This window comes from Pseudenhygromyxa sp. WMMC2535 (assembly GCF_011083025.2).
The window spans coordinates 8,123,624-8,139,722 of sequence record NZ_JABJWV010000001.1; the positions used below are offsets into that span (position 1 = coordinate 8,123,624).

The window sequence follows — 16,099 nt, forward strand, 5'->3', positions numbered from 1 at the left end:
GCACGAATCCGAGGCCGCACCCAGAATCGCTGCGCCAGCCTCGCCAGGGCCCCATCCCCCGAGATCTCCCGACTACGCCACGATCTCGGCTGTCTCTGGGGCCAGCGCATGAGCCCGCTCTCGGACCGGCTGGCCGCCAGCTGGGGAAGTCATCCCCGCGGCCTGCTACCCTCTCGCGCGGTGAGTTCTGAAGCCGGTGATCGCCAGCCGCAGCGGCTGCGCCCCAAGCATCGATACAGCCTGGTCTCCCGTCTGGGAGACGGGGGCATGGGTGATGTCTTCGTCGCTCAACAAAAGGACAGCGGGCGACGGGTCGCGATGAAGATCCTCAAGCCCGACCTCGCCCGCGACGCGAACACGGTCGAGCGCTTCTTGCGAGAGGTCGAGGCCACCGCCTCCGTCGAGCACGAGAACGTCGTCGAGATCCTCGACGTCGGCCGTAGCCGCGCCGGCCAGGTGTTCTTCGTCATGGAGCTGCTCGAGGGCCGCGAGCTCGCCACGGTCTTGCGCGACGAGCTTCGCCTGGCCTGGCCGCGGGCCCGCCACGTTCTCTTGCAGATCACCGCCGCGCTCGCGGCCGCCCACGCCAAGGGCGTGATCCACCGCGACATGAAGCCCGACAACGTGTTCTTGATCGAGCGCGAGGGCCAGCCGGATCACGTCAAGGTCCTCGACTTCGGCATCGCCAAGATCGAGGGGGCCCAGGCGCTCACCCAGGCGGGCATGGTGTTCGGGACCGCGGCCTACATGGCCCCGGAGCAGGTCCGCGCCGCCAAGGTCGACGGCCGCACCGACGTCTACGCCGTCGGCTGCATGGCCTTCGAAATGCTCACCGGCCAGCTGCCCTTCGACCACGAGGATCCCCTGCGGGTGCTCAAGATGCAGCTCGGCGATCCTCCACCCAAGGCCCGCGAGGTCGCCCCCGACGCGAACATCCCCGCGGCCGTCGAGGCGGTGATCCTCCGCGCCATGGCCAAGCAGCCCGACGCGCGCTTCCCCGACATGGCCAGCCTCGGCGAGGCGATCGCGGCCATCCCCGCGGGGCCGAGCGTGCAGCCTCGCCTGACGATCCAGAGCACCCAGGGGCGCAGCCCAGCCCAGCCCAGCCCAGCCGCCCGCCCTGCACCCCCCTCCGCGGCTCGCCCGGCGCCCGCCAGCCCCGGGCGCCCCGCCAGCCCCGGGCGCCCCGCCAGCCCCGGGCGCCCCGCCAGCCCCGGGCGCCCCGCCAGCTCCGCTTCCGCCAGCTCCGCAGCAGGCCGCCCTGCCTCCTCGCGGGCGCCGGGCGCCCCCCCGCACCTCGGCAGCACCAAGGCCGCCGCGCCCCGGGCCTCGCGGGCGAAACCCCCTCCACCTCCGCCCCCGCGAAAGCGCCCCTCCACCCCCGAGTCCAGGGAAGCCACGCAGGTCGGCCCGGCGCCCCGGCGCCCGCAGATGACCATGGTCATGACCGAGCCGCCGCCGGAGATCCCCAGCGTGGATCCCGAATTCGCGGCGCAGCAGGCCGCCCAGGCCAAGCCGAGCGCCTCTTCCTCCCTGCTCGCGTCGAGCACCGCCTCTTCGCCCAGCGCCAGCGCGTCGACCTCGACGGTGGCTTCGGCAGCGACCTCGGCCGCAGCTTCGGTCGTGCGCTCGGCAGCGGCTTCGGTCACTACCTCGGCCAATGGGAGCCCGAGCGCGTCCGCTTCGCTTCCGTCGGCCGCGACGAGCTCGAGCGCGTCCTTTCATCCCTCGTCCTCGACCAGCGCCAGCGCGTCCTTTCATCCATCGGCGTCGGCTTCGGGCGCCTCCGCCTCGTCTTCGGCCCCCAGGCGACCCCAGCGGACCGCGGTGCTCATCCGCCCCGGCACTCCCCTGGGAGGCGACGCGCCCCTGCCCCGGGCCTCGGCGCCCCGCCCCGCCCCCAAGGCCATCGACATCGGCGCGCTCACCTACGTCTTCCTCGGCCTGGCGGGCGCCCTGGCCAACAGCAAGGCCAGCTTGCCCATGGATCGCCTGGTCAAGCACCTCGGCGCCTGGGATCGCACGCGGCCGATCGTCGAGGTCCGCCAGCTCGCCCTCGAGACCTGGACGGGGCTGATGAGCCTGCCCGGCGAGGCGGCCCGCCAAAACCGGGTGCTCGACGAGGCCCAGGCGCTGGCTGGCATCTCCCAGGCCAAGGCCATCGAGCTGTCCTACGAGCTCTACGAGATCGCCGGACGCTCGGGCCCCGTGGCCCCAGCAGCCCAGCGCTTCATCGTCGCGGTCATGGAGCGCATGGACCTCCACGCCGACAGCCAGGCCCACGCGGTGGCCTATCTGCACATGACCTTGACCCACACCGGCGAGCCCCTCGACGCCCGCGAGCTCCGCGAGCTGGAGCAGCAGCTCGAGCCGTGGATGCCCCAGGCCTCGGCCAGCGCCCGCCAGCTCCTCGTCCGCTGGGCCCTCGCCGAGTTCGAGCAGCACAAGGGCATGCCCGCCCGCTGGCGCCACGCCTACGCCCTGGCCGAGGGCCTCGCCGAGAGCATGAGCTTGGTCCAGGCCCGGCAGATCATGGCCGACCTCAAGGCCATCGCCAACGCCGATGGCTTCATCGACGCCCGCGAGCGCGAGCTCCTGGGTGAAATGCGGGTGCGCTTCGCCGCGACCGCCGGGCTGTGATCCTCGTGAGCCCCACGACCCAATTGCGCGCCCAATGAGCCGCGAGCTCGCGTGTGCTCGGTCCACCTGCCGAGGACCCGCTCGCCCTGCTACGCTGCGCGGACGTGGCCCCGCCTCCGCCCAACCTGCCCCCCGAGGGTCCCCCGCCGCTGCTCGACCTGGAGCCGGCCGATCCCCTGGTCGGTAAGACCCTCGGCGGACGCTATGAGATCTTCCAGCGCCTCGGCGCCGGCGGCATGGGCACGGTCTATCGCGGCCAGCACGCCACCTTGGCCCGGCCCGTGGCGATCAAGGTGCTCTCGCCCAGCCTCGCCCGCGACGCCGCCCTGGTCGAGCGCTTCTTGCGAGAGGCCAGGACCACCGCGAGCATCGGCCACCAGAACATCGTCGACATCAGCGACGTCGACCAGCTCGAGGACGGCACCGCCTACTTCGCCATGGAGCTGCTCGAGGGCCGCGAGCTCGCGTCCTTGCTGCGCCGCGAGGGTCCCCTGCCCTGGCCGCGGGCGCGCGAGATTCTGATTCAGATCGCCCGGGCCCTGGGCGCCGCCCACCGCATGGGCGTCGTCCACCGCGACATCAAGCCGGGCAACGTCTACCTGATCCAGCGCCGCGGCACCCTCGACTTCGTCAAGCTGCTCGACTTCGGCGTGGCCAAGGTCGAGCACGAGCGCTCGCTGACCCGGGCCGGGATGGTGCTCGGGACCGCGTCCTACATGGCCCCGGAGCAGGCCGTGGGCGAGACCGTGGACGGGCGCACCGACCTCTACGCGCTGTGCTGCGTGGCCTTCGAGATGCTCACCGGGCGCCGGCCCTTCCCCGGGAACAACTACCTCGAGGTCATGGCCAGGCACGTGCAAGAGCCTCCACCGCGGCCGAGCTCGATCCTGCCCTCGCTGCCCCCGGCCATCGACGCGCTGCTCTTGCGCGGGCTGGCCAAGCTGCCCGAGCACCGCTTCGCCGACATGCAGGCCTTCGAGCAGGCGCTCTTCGCCATCGAATGCGAGGACGGACCGGCCGAGCACGAGACGCCGGCGGGCCACGGCGCCGCCCTCGAGTCGGGGCCGCCCATGCAGTCCTTCCCGTCCACGCAGATCCTCGAGCCCATCGCCCGCGAGGCCACGATGATGATCGAGGGCCTCGGGCGCGAGACCCTGCCCGAGCTCGACAGCGTCGCGCGCCCCGTCGACCAGCTCGAGGGCGACCTCGGGCCGACGCTCATGGCCTCCCTGGCCTTCTTGCTGATCGCCTTCGCCCACAGCACCGACGGCCAGCTGACCACCGTCGAGATCCGCACCCTGGCCGCGAGGCTGCGCGCCTGGGCCCCCAGCCAGCCCCTGCAGGCCCTCGCCCTGCTGCTCAAGGCCACCGTCGCCGAGTACAGCGCGCTCCCACCTGCGCTCGAGGGCGAGCGCACCCACGCCTGCGCCGAGCAGCTGGGCTACGCCCTGCCCCCGGCCCAGCGCGCCCGCGTGCTCGAGGATCTGCGCGCCATCGCCTCGGCCGACGGCCAGCTCGTCGCCGCCGAGCAGCGCTTCGTCGACGAGCTCGTCGAGCGCTTTGGTCTGCGCCGAGATCCACGGATCCGCGCCTGCGCGTTCATCTACCTCGCCCTCGGCCAGGCCAGCGACGGCGCCCTCGATCCTCGGGAGATGCAGGCCGTCGCCGGCCGCCTCCAGGCCTGGATGCCCGAGGCCTCGCTGGCCGAGATCGGCGAGGTCCTGCGCGAGGCCGTCGACACCTTCAAGGAGCTGCGCGACCACGGCGCGCGCCTCGATCACGCCCTGCGCTGCGCCGACCAGCTCGCGGCCAGCACCGACGAGCCCACCCGCCGGCGCGTGCTCGCCGACCTGTGGTCGATCGCCGGCGCCGACGAGCAGATCGCCCCCGGCGAGCAGCGCTTCATCATGAACGTCGTCGACCGCTTCGGCGCGCTGCGCTGACCTCGAGCGCCGCATGTCCAAGGCCATCGACATCCTGGTGATCGGCGCGGGCCCTGCCGGCTGCGCGGCGGCGATCACCGCCGCCCGAGCCGGAGCCCGCGTCCAGGTCCTCGATCGCGCGCGCTTCCCCCGGGCCAAGACCTGCGGCGACGCCGTGTCCAACCAAGGCGCGCGCATCGTCGACGCGCTCACCGACACCCCCGAGGCCCTGACCACGATCCCCCACGCCCTCGTCCACGCCGCCGCCGCGATCCTCCCCGACGGCGCCCGGGTCGGGCGCAGCTTTGGCCACGAGCGCGGCTACATCACGCCCCGCCTGCACCTCGACGACCTCCTGCGCCAGGCCCTCGAAGCCAGCGGCGCCGAGCTCATCCAGGACCTCAAGGTCCGCCGCCTGATCAGCGAGGGCGCAGGCGCGGCGCGGCGCGTGGTCGGGGCCGTCGATGCCCGCGACCGCAGCTGGTGCGCGCCGATCACCCTCGCCGCCGACGGCCCCGGCTCCCTGGCCTGGACCGCCCTCGGCCGCAGCTACGAGCGCGGCCGGGCCCTCGGCGTGGCGATCACCGGCTACTACGAAGGCGTCGACTTCGGCGCGGACCAGGGCGTGTCCGAGCACTACTTCGAGGCCGACCTCCCCTGCGGCTACGGCTGGGCCTTCCCGCCCGTCGAGGGCCTCGCCAACGTCGGCGTCTACCAGCGCGCCGACCACTTCGAGCGCGGCGGGGCCAAGCTCGGCGCCCTGCTCGAGCGCTTCGTGGCCCGGCACCCCGAGCGCTTCGCCGCCGCGCGCCTCCACGATCGAGCCCGGATCTGGTCGCTGCCCCTGGCCGTCCACCTGCGCCCTCCCGCCGGCCCCGGCGTGCTCGCCTGCGGCGACGCCGGCCGCTTCATCGATCCCCTGTCCGGCGAGGGCATCTGGCAGGCCCTGCGCAGCGGCCAGCTCGCGGCCGAGCACGCCCTCGCGGGCCTCTCGGCCGGCACCGGCCTCGACGCCCGCACCTGCCGGGCCTACCAGCGTGCCTGCGAGCGGGCGATCATCTGGCCGTCGCTCGCGCGCCTCGGTGTCCAGGAGGGCATGCGCGCGTTGATCGCAGCGGGCGCGCATCGCAGCACCCTGGTCAAGCGCGCCCTGGCCTGGGGCTACCGCGGCGACAGCCTCGAGATCACCAAACGGACCACCTGAGGGCCGCTCCGCCACGACCGCGCTGGCCATCTTCATTTGAGCCCGAAGGCCGCGGTGATCATATGAATCAAACTTCGCTATTTGGGGCGAAAAAATCATCACAGTAGGCGCTCAGACCCGACCCGGCAGCCCGCGAACTTCGGGTATGTTGTCCAGGTTTCTCGAGCAACTCGTGAACCATGGTCTCTGCCTACCAACAAGAGCCCCCCGTGTCGCCGCCTCCGAAGTTGGCCTACAGACCACTCGCCGCGATCACCGTCGTGCTCGCGTGCCACGCACCAGCGGGGAGCGCCCCTGTTGCCGCCGGGGAGGACACGCAGGCGACCTCACCGTCGGTGGGTGAGCCGTCCCCGTCAACGGTCGAGTTGGAGTTGATCGCCCGTCGCCCGCCACCTCCGCCTGCGAGCTGGCGCTTCTCCCCCGACGGACACCACGTCGCCGCCGAATTGCCAGAGGGTTGCGGGATCTGGTCAGCCCAGACGGGTCACTTCGGCGGCGTGCTCCCGGACGAGGGCCCGCCTGCTCCCTGCACGGACTGGACCGCGATCGTCGAGCTCGGAGCTGGGTCCCCGCCGGGACCGGGCTCGCAGACGGTCGCGCGCGCAGGATGTACACCCGACGCGGTCGCCTCGAGTCCGCACGGCACGTTCGTCGCGATCGGCTGTCTCGACGCGAAGCACGTCGAGCTGTGGGGAGTGCAGGGAAACGCGGCGATCGCTGAGCTCCCAATCCGCGCCGCCAATGCCCACGCGATCGATCTCGTCTGGGGCGACGCTGGTCTCGCGCTGGTCCTCGCGTCGCCGAACGGCCGCGGCGAGTCCGAGTTTGGCCTGCTGTTCGCGTCGTCCGCCACGGAAGCTGCGCTGTCGGCGTCCACCGGCAAGCAGGTTTTGGACTGGAGCTTCTGGGGGCCGAGCCGAACGTCGGACGACCGACTCGTCGCCGCCTACGCCGATCCCTACCAACGCTGGGTATGGCTGCGCGTGCATCCGGGGACCCTCGACCAGCCCCGCGATCGGTCATGGACCCTCGACATGCGCGAGGTCCCCAATCCCGACGACGGATCTTCGGCGACATCGGGAATGAGCTGGGTCGAGGGCTCACGCAGCGGCGCCACGAGCTCAGACGAGGGGTGGCGACGAACGCGAGCCTGGAGCGGCGCTTCGACGATCGCGTGGGTCGAGCTCCAGGACCTGACGAGGGTCATGACCGATGACGGCGAGCTCCACGAGCTCCTCTGGCAGATGATCGTCCCGCACGCTGGGCAGGACGGCGCCATGTACCGCAGCGGCGAAGTGTTCCGCGTCCCCGTCCTCGAACCCGAGGTTCGGGTCCTCGGGGGTGGGCACCAAGCTCCTCGCCTCGCCACGCGGGCGTGCGGGCGCGGGCGCGACGAAGCGAGCGTGTGTCGCCGCGAGCCTGCGCGCGACGAGAGCTGCGCGTTCGAGGTCCCGAGCGGAGACTCGCTCGCGGTTCTGCGCTGCCCCGGCGCCGGCGGCGAGCGCTGGTCCGTGCTCTCGCTGGATGAGGGCGCGCGCGTGGACATCGGTGGGGGCTCGCGGGATGCCGTCGAGTGGATCTTGGGTGAGCGCGGCGGTCTAGTTTGGTCGCGCAGCGACGGCGTCCGCGTCGTGGACGAACACGCACGCGAGGGCGCCCGACTGCCGGTGTCAGGCCCGCTCCTGCGCGCCACGCTCGACGCCGAGCTCGGCCTGGCGCTGGCCCGCGACGGTCACGAGTTGGTCGTGCTCGACCTTCGAGGCGAGGTCCTCGGTCGAGCTAGGGTCGCGCCGGGCCCGGCGGCGTTCGACCCATCGGGCAAGTTGCTCGCGCTGCTCGCCGAGGGCCACGTCGTGGTCGTCGAGATCGACAGCGGCCAGACGCGGGCGAACTGGCTCGTCGAGCTCGAGGGCGACGGGCCCGTCCAGCTCGCGTGGCGACAGGACTCGGGTGCGCTATTTCTGGGCTCCGCCAGCGCGGGCCCCCGCCTCGCCTGGAGTCCAGATGGACAGCCCGACACCGACGCGGAGCGGCGCCTGGCCGCGCTACCCACGACCCTGAGCTTCGACCCGAGCTGGCGTTGGGCCTTCGGTGATTCCGGAGGGGCAGCGGTCACCTTCTGGCGCACGCTCGACGCCGCGTGGCTGTGGCTGCTGCCCACCGAGGGATCCGTCGATGCGGTCGCAAGCAACGGGTATCACGTGGATCTGCCGAGTGCGGGCCAGTTCTCGCTTCGTCCTCGCGGCAAGCCGCTCGGGCCCCTGTTGGGCCTCGACGCGCTTCCCGAGCTGCATCGCGAAGACCTCATCGGGTCGTACTTCGCAGGCGAGCCGCTGCCGGCGGTGCGCATCGAGCCGGAGCGACTCGAGCGCCTGGGGATCCGCTGAGCTACGGTGCAGTGACATGAGCGAGCTCAGCCCAAGGGCGCACCACATCCTCGTATGTGCGTTCTCAGAACTGCACCTAGAGCGGCGATCGGTTTGAAGGCGCGCCCTCAGGTGCGTCTGGGCGGTTCCGTGGCTAGGAGCGAGGCCGAAGCTGTGGTGCCGGGCCTACCAGCGTGCCTGCGAGCGGGCGATCATCTGGCCGTCGCTCGCGCGCCTCGGTGTCCAGGAGGGCATGCGCGCGTTGATCGCAGCGGGCGCGCATCGCAGCACCCTGATCAAGCGCGCCCTGGCCTGGGGCTACCGCGGCGACAGCCTCGAGATCACCAAGCGGACCACCTGAGGGCCGCTCCGCCTCGCCCGCGCTCGCGCCTCGGCATCCAATCTTCCCTGGGGTCCGCGGGCCGTGGTGTTCATATGAATCAAACTTCGCTATTTGGGGCGAAAGAATCATCACAGTAGGCGCTCGCAGTCCACGCGGGTCGGCCTCCGAGCGCCCTCCGCTCCGCGCATCTTGGTCCCCGGCGCCCTCCTCGGATCCACAGCCATCCCCTGCCTCGTGGGAGGGCCTCTCGCTCCTCCCCCCGATGTGCGATTATTTTTCGTCCACTTGGCGCTTGTGAAAAATGACCACATCAACAATATAAACATCCGTGACTATCACAGACATGTATAGCCAATGAGTTCGACTCAAGCGCCCCGCCTCGAGCACCATCAGCCCCTCTTCGACGCCCTCTCGACCCCCGCCGCGGTCTTGTGCCCCCGCGGTGAGGTCCTCGCCACAAACGCCGCCTGGCGCCAGCAGTCCAGCCGCCCCGACTACCCGCAGACCGGCCAGAGCTACCTCGAGACCTGGCGCGAGATCGACGATCCCCGGGCCAGGGCGCTCCTCGAGGGCATCGAGTCCGTAGCCACCGGGAGCTCGACCCAGCTCGCCCTCGACGTCTCGCATCCCGCCCACGAGGAGACCCGCTGGCTCGAGCTGCGCGTCGCCCCCTTCGCCTCCAACGACGCGCGCTGGCTCCTCGTCACCCAGCGAGACATCACCGCCGAGCGCCTCGCGGCCGACCGCCGCGCCCACGCCGAGCGGGCCTACGAGGTCGCGCTGCGCAACATCCCCCGGGGCGTCGCGCTGATCGTCGATCACCAGCTCAACGTCTCCCCGGTCGGCGGCGCGTCCTCTTCGGCCGGCCAGCGCGATCTTCAGGCCATCTTGACCGCGCACTTTGGTGCGCTCGAGCCCCTGTTTCGGGCGGCCCTCGCCGGCCAGCGCAAAGAGGAGCAGCACCTGCTCGGCGACACCCGCTACGAGCTGCGCGCCCTGCCCGTGCACGACGACGCCGGCCAGGTCATCGCCGGGGTCGTCTTGTGCCACGACACGAGCGATCGCCAACACCTCGAGGGCGAGCTGCGGCAGGCCCGCGGAGCCGCCCACGACTTCAACAACCTGCTCATGGCCATCTCCGGCACGGCCAGCCTCGCGCTGCGGCGCATCCCCCCGGACAGCCCCTTGCAGCGCCACCTCGACAACATCCTCAACGCCACCATGGAGGGGGCCCAGATCACCGAGCAGCTGCGCAAGCTCTCCGCCAAGCCCCAGGCCAAGGCACCCGCGCTCCCCAGGTCCGCCCCCACGCCCGACGAGCCGCGCGAGGGCCCGGTCAGCGCCTCCTCCCCCGCCATGCTCCTGGTCGAGGACGACGGCCTGACCCGGGCCGCGCTCGCAGATCTCCTCCGCCGCGCGGGTCACCGCGTGCTCGCGGCCGCCGACGCCAGCGAGGCCCAGCGCCTCGCCGCGGACGAGGGCCCAGTCGCGGCGCTGATCTCCGATCTTCGCCTCCCCGATCTCGACGGCTTCGAGCTCGGGCGCAGGCTCAGCGCCTCCCGCCCCAAGCTCCCGATCCTCTATTTGAGCGGTCAGCCGGCGAGCGCGGCCGAGCTCGCCGCCCAGCTCGACCGCCCACAGACCACGTTCATGCAAAAGCCCATCGAATTCGAGCGCGTCCTCCGGGTGCTCGAGCAGCTCCTCTGCACTGCACAATAGCAGCCCTCTAGCCATAAATCGGGTTTTCGCGGCGATCCCAAGTGTGCTAGTAGCACATGTCGCCCCGATGACGCCGGTGCTCAAGATCCTCTTCGACGTGGCGTCCTTTCGGCTGCGCCGCCTCGAGATGGCCAACATGGCTGGCGCCCTGGCGATCGCCCTGGCCTGCCACCTCGGCCTCGCCGAGATCGCCTACCGCCTGAGCTTCGCCTTCCTGCTCAACTTGCTGGTCTACCTCAACAACGACTGGCACGACCTCGACGACGACCTCGCGGCGGCGACCCGCGAGCAGGACAAGACCCGCTACCTCGCGGAGCACCGCGGCGCCGCCGTGGTCGCACAGCTGGCCGTGCTCGCGCTCTTGCTGGCCATGGCCGTGGCCTGGGGCGGCGGCCTGCTCATCGCCCTGCTCGCCGGCGGCGGCGTGTGCTGGGCCTACTCGGCCAAGCTCAAGCGCCTGCCCTTCGTCGACGTGCTCGCCATGGTCGCCTGGGGCGTGGCCATGCCCGCCGTCGGCCTGGCCCCGGGGCACCCCGAGGGCCTGCTCCTGCTCGGGCAGCTCGGCCTGTTCTCGGGGGTGTTCGAGTCGATCCAGGTGCTCCGCGATCGCGAGATCGACGCGACCGCCGGCGTGCGAACCACCGCCGTGGTCCTCGGCCCGACCCGCGCCCGCGCGCTGATCCGCGTCATGCTCGCGCTCGCGGGGCTCTATGCCGGCCTGTGCTTCGCGTGGTGGCTGGCGCCCTTCATCTGGGCCGCCGCCCTCCAGCGCGTGGCCCCCGGTGACGACGTCGAGGGCTACTGGAACCGCACCCGGATGATCCTCGGCGTGGTCATGCTGATCGAGACCCTGCTGGTCTGGCTGGGCTGGGCCGGCTCGATGATCGGCTCGATCGGCTCGATCGGGGCGCTGGCATGAGCGAGGCACGAGCGGACGGCCGCCTGCCCACGGCGCTCGCCGCCCTCGCCCTGCTCGCCATCCACCTGTGCCTGGTCGCCTACTTCTTTGGCGACAACCTGATCCCCCCCACGATCCCCTTCAACCGCGGCGACTTCTCGACCCACGCCACCCAGGCCAAGCGGGTGATCGCCGGCCTCGACGGCTGGGGGAAGCCCTGGGTCTGGGACCCCTACCTGCTCGCCGGGGCGCCCAACGGCGTGCTCTTCGACGCCGACGTCAAAGCCTGGGAGCTGTGGACCTGGGCCCTGACCCACCTGGGCGTCGCCTGGGGCCGGGCCTACAACGCCTTCGTCCTCGCCGGGCACCTGTCCGTGCCCTTCGTCGTCTACGCCTCGGCCCGGCTGCTGCGCTGCGATCGCCGCGACGCCCTGGGCGCCGCCGGCCTGGGCGTCGCGCTGTGGTTCTTCGACTCCTTCACCCACTGGATGTGGTTCATCGGCACGATCAGCTACTCGCTCGTCGCCTTCTACGCGCTGCTGCCCCTGGCGCTCTTCTACCGGTGGATCGAAGACCGCCGGGCGATCTTCGCCCTCGGCTGCGCCGCGGCCATGGCCGTGGGCCACCTGATCCACCCCTACATCTTCTTCGTGCTCGTCGCCCCGATGCTCGCGCTCTACCTGCGCGCCGCCCTCGTCGAGCGCAGCATGAGCCTCAAAGCGCACGCCATCACCTGGGCGATCGCCCTGGTCACCCTGGCCGCCAACGCCTGGTGGCTGCTCGTCGCCCTGCGCTTCGTCCACTACCTGCTCGACTCCGCCTTCTACGCCCAGGGCGGCCTGCGCTACCTGATCTACGACCCCCTCGGCCTGGTCGACGACCCCGGCAGCCAGGGCCTGATCGGCCCGCGCACGGCGGTCCGCACGGCCACGCTGATCGCCGCCTTGCTCGGCCTGCGAGCCTGGCGGATCGCGGGCGACCGTCGCCGCCTGCCCTTTTTGGTGTTGCTCGCGACCATGGCCGCGCTGACCTACCTGGGCCGCTACACCCCCTTCGCGCAGATCCAGCCCTACCGCCACAACCTCCCCCTGGGCTTCGCCGCGCTCATCCCCGCCGCCTCGTGGCTGCGCGACACCCTCAACCGCCGACCCTGGCGCGGCCTGAACATCCAGCAGCGCGGCCTCGCGCTGATCCTCGCCGGCCTCGCCGCCCTGCACCTCGGCCGCGACGTGCTCTATTTCTTCGCCGGCGACATGCGAGGCAGCCGCACCCTCGAGGACGGCCGCGAGGTGATCATGAACACCCTCGGCCACGCCTTCATCCCGCCCTACAGCTACGACGACCAGGACGACTGGGAGCAGATCCTCGCGCTGATCACCAAGCTCGACGCCCAAAACCAAGGTCGCGGGCGCTGGCTGATCCACAACCAGGTGTTTGGCGAGTACGTGATGGCGCGGACCGACGCCCAGGTCCTCGGCGGCTTCGTGGTCCGCAACATCGAGCACAGCGACGCCAACTGGTTTCGCCGCGCCGGCGGCAAGCCGCCCTACGACCTCGACGCCTTCCGCCGCTACCTCGAGACCTACGCCGTGCGCTGGGTGGTGATCCGCAAGGACGAGCACAGCCCGTGGTGGGACCAGCAGCCCCAGCTGCTGACCCGGGCCGGCTTCGCCGACGGGATCCTGATCTACCGGGTCAACCTCGACGCCGCGCTGCTCGACGGCCGCGGCCAGTTGGAGGTCGGGGTCAACCAGGTGGCGGTGCGCGGCAGCGACCCCCAGGCGGACCTGCTGCTGCGCTTTCACTGGCTCGAGACCCTGCGCTGCACCCCCGACTGCCGCATCGAGCGGGTGCCCGTCGAGGGCGACCGCGTCGGCTTCATGCGCGTGCCTGCGCCGCACCCTGCGGACTTTCGGATCGAGAACGGCTATCGCTTCGACTAGTGTGCGCGGCAGAGGACTTGAAGGGCCCCAGGCTTGGAGCACCGGCCGCTGACTTCGTTGCTCGTCAGTCATTTGTGCCCGACAAACTCCCTCCTCGCGCCTCGTCAGCAACCGGCGGTCCGGCGCCTGAGACCCTTCAAGTCCTCTGGCGCGCACACTAGTGCGCGCCCCTACTCCAGCTTGGAGATGAAGTACTCGACGATCTCGATCCCGCTTTGATCCTCGATCCCGAGCACCGGGATGTAAGAGACCTGCTCGAGCCCGACCGCGAGCGCTCGATCCATGACCGTGCGCGCGTGGTAGGGGTGGTGAAAGAGCAGGCTGATGTCGAGCGGCGGGTCCTCGGGTTGGTTGTCGCTGAGGATCCACAGCGGCGCGTCGGCCCCGTCCATGAGCGCGAGCATGTCGACGTCGGCGCGGTAGTCGACGATCGCGGGCTCGTCGAGCTGCGAGATATCGTCCATGCCGTAGAACGAGAGCAGGCGCTGCTCGAGCCCGGCCATGACCATGTCCGCGACCGTCAGGCCGTAGGGCTCGAACACCTCCTCCCAGCGCACGACATCGTAGGTCGCCTGGGTCTCGAGGGCCCCAGCAGCGCGCAGGCGCGTCGACTCGCGGGCGACGGGATCCTCGCTCGCAGCGTCGGCCATGTCGTCGTGGGTCGCCAGCCACAGCGAGGTCCCGGCCCCGGCCGAGCCGCCGTAGGCCGCGACCCTGTCCTCGTCGATGTTGAGGCTGTCGGCGTGGTAGCGCATGAACTGCAGACAGTAGCGGCTGTCGCCGAGCGGCTTGATCACGCCCTCGGTGTCGACGTCTTCGAGCAAGCGGTAGTTGATCGTCGCGAAGGCCACGCCGGCGTCGAGCCAAGCGGCGATGTTGCTGGCCTGACCGCTGTAGGCGCTGGACTTGTCGCCGCCCGTGAACCCGCCGCCATGGATGAAGACGACCAGCGCCGTCGGCGTGTCGCTCGCGGGCAGGAACACGTCGAAGACGTTCTCGGGGTGCGGGCCGCAGGACAGGTCGGCGGAGAAGAGCACGCCCTCGGGGACGTCGATCGGCGGGTCGGAGGGCGGGAGCTCGAGCGGGGCCGGCGGTTCTTCGCCCTCGCTCGTCGAGTCGCTGTCGCCGTCACTGTCACTGGTCGAGTCGTCTTCGCCGGTCGAGTCTCCGTCGCCACTCGAGTCGCCCTCGCCGCTCGAGTCGCCCTCGCCGCTCGAGTCGCCCTCGCTGCTCAGCTCGTCGCCACCAGTGCTGGCGCTCGACTCGGTGCCAGCGGTCGAAGACGCGTCCGTCGAGCTGTCGTCCGAGCAGGCGAAGAGCGCCAGGCACGAGCACAGGCACAGGCGTGAAGTGGACACGGCGAGATTCGAGGACATGTTCAACTATAGCGATCCCGAGGCTTCGATAGGGTCCCCCCGCAACGATGGAGGACCACGGCCACCAACCGTGGGTCACAGGCCTCGACGCATGAAGCTGCGTGGGGGACGCGACCGGCTGCGCCGATAGGCTCGCGGTCAACGGCCACTCGACGACCGCAGCTTCTCGCTGTAGGCGACGCCGAGCCTGAACACGGCCCACAGCACACCGCTCAGGGCGGACGCGACGAGGACCAACACGAAATCTGGCTGGAAGCGGCGAAGCGTGGCCAGCGCGACACCGAAGAGCCTCGGCACCAGGCCGAGGATGATCCACGCCCCGCCCAGCGTGGTCAGCAGCGGAAACCACAAGCTGAACAGGCCAAAGGCGCCCGCGTCCGTCTTGACGCGAATCCCCTCACGGTCGCGCCACGCCCAGACGATGCAGAGCAAGAACACGATCGGCGCGATGGTCAGCCCGAGGAAGAGGCCCTTTTGCGACCAGCGGCTGCCCTCACCATCGTAGTCCAGGTCGAGGGCCGTGGCGGTGATGCCCATGCGGAGCTCGAGCGTCTCCCCAAAGCCCAAGCCGCTGCCCGCGTTCACCAGCACGACGACCCCTTTTTGCTCCGCCGGGACCATCGTTGCGATGGTCTCGAAGCCGGGGCTCATGCCCTCGTGCCAGGCGCTCCCCTGCTCGGCGTCCAAGAACCATCCGAGCCCATAAAATGGCGACGCCTCGCTCGCTGGGCGCAACATCTCGGCCTTGCCGCTCGCGCTGAGGACATCGTCCTCGCCGTTCATCATGACCTGCATGTAGAGCGCGAGGTCGTTGGCGCTCGCGATGACGCCCCCCGCGGGGGCGGTGACGCGATCGGTCTTGCCCGCGACCAGGGGGCGCTTGCTGCCGAACCACGGCAGGTGCCCCGTCGCCATCTGCTCGTGCGCCTCGCCATCGGCGACGACGCCATGCGCCATGCCGATCGGACCCAGGATGTGGGTCTCGACATAGGTCGCGTAGTCCTGCCCGCTGACGACCTCGATCAAGCGGCCGAGGATCTGGTAGTTGACGTTCGAGTACTCCCACGTCTCGCCAGGCAGGTAGGCCGGCGTCAACTGAGCGTACACGCCGACTCGGCGCTCGAGCGCATCTCCCCCGCCGGCGCCATCCTCGTAGGGGGTGTTCCCTTGCAGCGTGGAAAAGCCGCTCGTATGGCTGAGCAGCTGCCGGATCGTGATCGACCCAGCGGGTCGATCCGAGAACACGCCGAGCACCCCTGACAGCTCGGCGTCCAGCTCGAGCTCTCCCGCCTCCACCAGCTGCATCACGGCCAGCGCCGTGAAGCTCTTGGTGATCGAGCCGATCAAAAAGGGCGTGTCTGGGGTGATCCCCTCGTCGCCTCCGAGCCTTGCCACACCGCGCGCGCCGCCCTTCTCGATCTCGCCCTCGCTCACGACGGCGTAAGCCAGCCCAGGTGCGCCGGACGAGGGCATCTCGCGATCGATGACCTCATCGATCGCCCCCTCGGGGACGGCTGCCCACGCGATGGGGCCGAGCCAGAGCGCGAGCATGGCCAGGGCAACGAAGCTGACCGTCGCCCGCTCGCGCAAACAGTACTTGAAGCGCATGAGCAATCATAGCGAGCGCGCGGTGCAGAGGCGATCGACCATTCACCTCGCAGCGCGCACGACAGCAACGCGAAGCCCTG

The 16,099-nt window shown here is 70.9% G+C and carries 9 protein-coding genes; 7 read left to right on the plus strand and 2 right to left on the minus strand.

Features of this window, described 5'->3' with window-relative positions; all coding sequences use genetic code 11:
• Nucleotides 1–180: 180 nt before the first annotated feature.
• The 7 genes from G6O69_RS31415 to G6O69_RS41700 all read left to right on the plus strand — a co-directional run bounded on the left by G6O69_RS31415 (nt 181) and on the right by G6O69_RS41700 (nt 13,035).
• Nucleotides 181–2,640, plus strand: coding sequence for a protein kinase (locus G6O69_RS31415; RefSeq protein ID WP_176397200.1), 2,460 nt, complete (start codon nt 181–183; stop codon nt 2,638–2,640).
• Nucleotides 2,641–2,693: 53 nt separating this feature from the next.
• On the plus strand, nt 2,694–4,583 hold the full coding sequence (locus tag G6O69_RS31420; RefSeq protein ID WP_176397201.1) for a serine/threonine protein kinase: 1,890 nt from the start codon (nt 2,694–2,696) through the stop codon (nt 4,581–4,583).
• Between the two features lie 13 nt (nt 4,584–4,596).
• Nucleotides 4,597–5,766 (plus strand): geranylgeranyl reductase family protein, encoded by a 1,170-nt coding sequence (locus G6O69_RS31425; protein ID WP_172307156.1) that lies wholly within the window; start codon nt 4,597–4,599, stop codon nt 5,764–5,766.
• A 371-nt stretch (nt 5,767–6,137) separates the two neighbouring features.
• Entirely contained in the window at nt 6,138–8,153 is a 2,016-nt protein-coding gene (locus tag G6O69_RS31430) for a hypothetical protein (protein ID WP_172307157.1), read from the plus strand.
• Nucleotides 8,154–8,829: 676 nt separating this feature from the next.
• The gene (locus G6O69_RS31435) at nt 8,830–10,194 is read left to right on the plus strand and encodes a response regulator (protein ID WP_172307158.1); all 1,365 of its coding nucleotides are present in this window, start codon (nt 8,830–8,832) and stop codon (nt 10,192–10,194) included.
• A gap of 67 nt (nt 10,195–10,261) precedes the next feature.
• Nucleotides 10,262–11,113, plus strand: a complete 852-nt coding sequence (locus tag G6O69_RS31440; protein ID WP_172307159.1) for a UbiA family prenyltransferase — start codon at nt 10,262–10,264, stop codon at nt 11,111–11,113.
• On the plus strand, nt 11,110–13,035 hold the full coding sequence (locus G6O69_RS41700; RefSeq protein WP_172307160.1) for a hypothetical protein: 1,926 nt from the start codon (nt 11,110–11,112) through the stop codon (nt 13,033–13,035). Before G6O69_RS31440 ends, G6O69_RS41700 begins: the two co-directional genes overlap by 4 nt.
• A gap of 170 nt (nt 13,036–13,205) precedes the next feature.
• On the opposite strand, the gene G6O69_RS31450 is transcribed toward G6O69_RS41700, so the two are convergent.
• The gene (locus G6O69_RS31450; RefSeq protein WP_176397202.1) at nt 13,206–14,411 is read right to left on the minus strand and encodes an alpha/beta hydrolase fold domain-containing protein; all 1,206 of its coding nucleotides are present in this window, start codon (nt 14,409–14,411) and stop codon (nt 13,206–13,208) included.
• 138 nt (nt 14,412–14,549) lie between these two features.
• A complete protein-coding gene (locus G6O69_RS31455) occupies nt 14,550–16,019 on the minus strand; it encodes a serine hydrolase domain-containing protein (RefSeq protein WP_172307162.1) in 1,470 nt (489 codons plus the stop codon).
• Nucleotides 16,020–16,099 lie beyond the last annotated feature (80 nt).

Coding starts and splice junctions, on each gene's coding strand:
- G6O69_RS31425 (WP_172307156.1), top strand. CDS start 4,597: ATGTCCAAGGCCATCGACATCCTGGTGATCGGCGCGGGCCCTGCCGGC.
- G6O69_RS31435 (WP_172307158.1), top strand. CDS start 8,830: ATGAGTTCGACTCAAGCGCCCCGCCTCGAGCACCATCAGCCCCTCTTC.
- G6O69_RS31440 (WP_172307159.1), top strand. CDS start 10,262: ATGACGCCGGTGCTCAAGATCCTCTTCGACGTGGCGTCCTTTCGGCTG.
- G6O69_RS41700 (WP_172307160.1), top strand. CDS start 11,110: ATGAGCGAGGCACGAGCGGACGGCCGCCTGCCCACGGCGCTCGCCGCC.
- G6O69_RS31450 (WP_176397202.1), bottom strand. CDS start 14,411: ATGTCCTCGAATCTCGCCGTGTCCACTTCACGCCTGTGCCTGTGCTCG.
- G6O69_RS31455 (WP_172307162.1), bottom strand. CDS start 16,019: ATGCGCTTCAAGTACTGTTTGCGCGAGCGGGCGACGGTCAGCTTCGTT.